Source organism: Streptococcus sp. k-378, from assembly GCF_013277505.1.
In the GTDB taxonomy this organism is placed as follows: domain Bacteria; phylum Bacillota; class Bacilli; order Lactobacillales; family Streptococcaceae; genus Streptococcus; species Streptococcus pseudopneumoniae.
Map to the genome: position 1 here is coordinate 1 of NZ_VMNC01000106.1, position 3,649 is coordinate 3,649.

Consider the following 3,649-nt stretch of genomic DNA (forward strand, 5'->3'; position numbering starts at 1 on the left):
CAAACGAGGAAACTCTCGTAAACAAAGAGGTTTTAGAGGCTTATTTACCATGGACTAAAGTTGTACAAGAAAAGTGCAAATAAGAAATCTCCAGATTAGGAACTATCCGTGAGTTCTCTAGTCTGGAGATTTTTCAATATACTTCGTTATTGGGCGGTTACGGATATTTTAATGCCACAACCTATTGTTCCTGTAGAGATTCCACAATCTCGTCCTTTTGATTCTAAAAAGAGAAATGACATTCTGCTTAAAATTCAGCAGAAAATCATTTAGAAGATAAGAAGAATGTTCGTCTCTTAGAAGCCAATCAGGTTGAAGAATTAGGGTTTGAGATAGAAGTTTTATAAAAAATCAAAAAAAATAAACAACAAAAACAAACACAAACTATTGACTTTTTCAAACAATAGTAGTATATTATGTTTGTGAGGACTAATTGACTGTTTCTTAAAGACAGCCAATACACTGCTGGAATCCAGCCTAGAAAAAATAAAAAGGAGTATACAATATGTCTATTGTTATCGGTGCAGATGCTGCAGGTTTGAGATTGAAAGAAGTTGTGAAAGACTTCTTGGAAAAAGAAAACTTCCACGTTGTGGATGTTACAGCTGAAGGTCAAGACTTTGTTGATGTGACTCTTGCTGTTGCTGCAGAAGTAAACAAAGAAGAACAAAACCTTGGTATCGTGATTGATGCTTATGGAGCTGGTCCATTCATGGTTGCCACTAAGATCAAAGGAATGGTTGCTGCAGAAGTATCTGACGAACGTTCAGCTTATATGACTCGTGGCCACAACAACTCTCGTATGATCACTATGGGTGCACAACTTGTTGGTGATGAATTGGCTAAAAACATTGCTAAAGGATTTGTTAACGGTAAATACGATGGTGGACGTCACCAAATTCGTGTCGACATGTTGAACAAAATGTGCTAATACTCTTCAAAAATCAAGATAATCTGTTGTCAGCTCACTTTAGCTAACCTCAGTTATGCTTGCAGCTCGCTTCCTAAGCTAATCTTGATTTTTCTTGAGTAGGGATAAATGATATTAGATTTATATAATTAATCGGAGGGAATAACTAATGAGAATTGCAATTGGATGTGACCACATCGTAACAGATGAAAAAATGGCGGTTTCAGAATTTTTGAAATCAAAAGGATATGAAGTCATTGACTTTGGTACATATGACCATACACGTACTCACTACCCAATCTTTGGTAAAAAAGTAGGGGAAGCTGTAACTAGCGGTCAAGCTGATCTTGGTGTATGTATCTGTGGTACTGGTGTAGGTATCAACAACGCTGTAAATAAAGTTCCAGGTGTCCGTTCTGCCTTGGTTCGTGATATGACAACAGCCCTTTATGCTAGAGAACAATTGAACGCCAACGTTATCGGCTTTGGTGGTAAGATTACTGGTGAATTGCTCATGTGTGACATCATCGAAGCTTTCATCCATGCTGAATACAAACCATCTGAAGAAAACAAAAAATTGATTGCGAAAATTGAACACCTTGAAAGTCACAATGCTCGACAAACAGACGCAAACTTCTTCACTGAATTCCTTGAAAAATGGGATCGCGGAGAATACCACGATTAAGAGGTAACCTATGATTTTAACAGTCACAATGAACCCATCCATTGATATTTCCTATTCCTTGGATGAGTTAAAAATTGATACTGTCAATCGTGTGGTGGATGTAACCAAAACGGCTGGTGGTAAGGGACTCAATGTTACCCGAGTACTTTCAGAATTTGGGGATTCTGTTCTTGCTACTGGTTTAGTGGGTGGTAAACTTGGTGAATTTTTGGTTGAAAATATCGATAATCAAGTAAAGAAAGATTTCTTCTCAATTCAGGGGGAAACTCGTAATTGTATCGCTATTCTTCACGGAGACAACCAAACAGAAGTTCTTGAAAAAGGTCCTGAAGTATTGGAACAGGAAGGTCAAGACTTTTTGGAACATTTCAAAAAACTCTTGGAGTCAGTTGAAGTAGTAGCTATCTCAGGTAGTCTGCCAGCTGGCCTTCCAGTTGATTACTATGCGAGCTTGGTAGAACTTGCTAATCAAGCTGGCAAGCCCGTTGTCTTGGACTGCTCTGGTGTAGCACTTCAGGCGGTTCTTGAATCACCACATAAACCAACAGTCATCAAACCAAATAATGAGGAATTATCTCAGCTTCTTGGAAAAGAAGTTTCTGAGGATTTGGATGAATTAAAAGAAGTCCTTCAAGAACCTTTGTTTGCAGGTATTGAATGGATTATCGTTTCACTTGGTGCCAACGGTGCTTTTGCCAAACATGGTGACACTTTCTATAAGGTAGATATTCCTAGAATTCAGGTGGTAAATCCTGTCGGATCTGGAGATTCTACTGTAGCAGGAATTTCTTCAGGACTTCTTCACAAAGAATCGGATGCAGCATTACTCATCAAGGCAAATGTCCTTGGTATGCTCAATGCTCAAGAAAAAATGACTGGTCATGTCAACATGGCCAACTATCAAGCTCTATATGATCAATTAATAGTAAAAGAGGTATAAAATGGCTTTAACAGAACAAAAACGTGCACGCTTAGAAAAACTTTCTGATGAAAATGGAATCATCTCAGCTCTTGCTTTTGACCAACGTGGTGCTTTGAAACGCCTCATGGCTCAACACCAAACAGAAGAACCAACTGTGGCTCAAATGGAAGAACTTAAAGTCTTGGTTGCAGATGAATTGACTAAATACGCTTCATCTATGCTTCTTGACCCTGAGTATGGACTTCCAGCAACTAAAGCTCTTGATGAAAAAGCTGGTCTTCTCCTTGCTTATGAAAAAACAGGTTACGACACAACAAGCACAAAACGCTTGCCAGACTGCTTGGATGTTTGGTCTGCAAAACGTATTAAAGAAGAAGGTGCAGATGCAGTTAAATTCTTGCTTTACTATGATGTAGATAGTTCAGACGAACTCAACCAAGAAAAACAAGCTTACATCGAACGCATCGGTTCTGAGTGTGTGGCTGAAGATATCCCATTCTTCCTTGAAATCCTTGCTTACGATGAAAAAATTGCTGACGCTGGTTCTGTGGAATACGCTAAAGTAAAACCACACAAAGTTATCGGTGCTATGAAAGTCTTCTCAGACCCTCGCTTTAACATTGATGTCTTGAAAGTAGAAGTTCCTGTTAACATTAAATATGTTGAAGGCTTCGCTGAAGGTGAAGTGGTTTATACACGTGAAGAAGCAGCAGCCTTCTTCAAAGCTCAAGATGAAGCAACTAACTTGCCATACATCTACTTGAGTGCTGGTGTATCAGCTAAACTCTTCCAAGATACTCTTGTATTTGCCCATGAATCAGGTGCAAACTTCAATGGTGTTCTTTGTGGCCGTGCTACATGGGCTGGATCAGTTGAAGCATACATCAAAGATGGTGAAGCAGCAGCTCGCGAATGGCTTCGCACAACTGGTTTTGAAAACATTGACGAACTCAATAAAGTTCTTCAAATAACAGCGACTTCATGGAAAGAACGCGTGTAAGAAAGTCCTTCTAGTTTAGGAACATGAGTCTAAAAAAATTTTTAAAAAAGTTATATGTAAAGGTTTACAAAACAACTTACTTGTGCTATACTTAAATCACAAGTTAATATGAATGTAAGCGCGTCATAACAA

At 38.6% G+C, this 3,649-nt stretch carries 4 protein-coding genes and 1 pseudogene; all 5 read left to right on the forward strand.

Annotated elements, in window-relative coordinates:
• Positions 1–263 precede the first annotated feature (263 nt).
• Positions 264–347 (forward strand): annotated as a pseudogene (locus HT719_RS09555) (aldose epimerase); the annotation flags it as partial.
• Between the two features lie 158 nt (positions 348–505).
• Entirely contained in the window at positions 506–931 is a 426-nt protein-coding gene (gene lacA, locus HT719_RS09560; protein WP_000029277.1) for a galactose-6-phosphate isomerase subunit LacA, read from the forward strand.
• A gap of 148 nt (positions 932–1,079) precedes the next feature.
• Positions 1,080–1,595: a galactose-6-phosphate isomerase subunit LacB gene (gene lacB / locus HT719_RS09565; RefSeq protein ID WP_172929032.1), complete on the forward strand. Its 516-nt coding sequence runs from the start codon at positions 1,080–1,082 to the stop codon at positions 1,593–1,595.
• A 10-nt stretch (positions 1,596–1,605) separates the two neighbouring features.
• Complete coding sequence (locus tag HT719_RS09570; RefSeq protein ID WP_172929034.1) at positions 1,606–2,535, forward strand: tagatose-6-phosphate kinase; 930 nt, start codon at positions 1,606–1,608, stop codon at positions 2,533–2,535.
• A gap of 1 nt (position 2,536) precedes the next feature.
• Positions 2,537–3,517, forward strand: a complete 981-nt coding sequence (gene lacD / locus HT719_RS09575; RefSeq protein ID WP_172929036.1) for a tagatose-bisphosphate aldolase — start codon at positions 2,537–2,539, stop codon at positions 3,515–3,517.
• The last annotated feature ends 132 nt before the right edge of the window (positions 3,518–3,649 follow it).

Coding starts and splice junctions, on each gene's coding strand:
- lacB (WP_172929032.1), top strand. CDS start 1,080: ATGAGAATTGCAATTGGATGTGACCACATCGTAACAGATGAAAAAATG.
- lacA (WP_000029277.1), top strand. CDS start 506: ATGTCTATTGTTATCGGTGCAGATGCTGCAGGTTTGAGATTGAAAGAA.
- HT719_RS09570 (WP_172929034.1), top strand. CDS start 1,606: ATGATTTTAACAGTCACAATGAACCCATCCATTGATATTTCCTATTCC.
- lacD (WP_172929036.1), top strand. CDS start 2,537: ATGGCTTTAACAGAACAAAAACGTGCACGCTTAGAAAAACTTTCTGAT.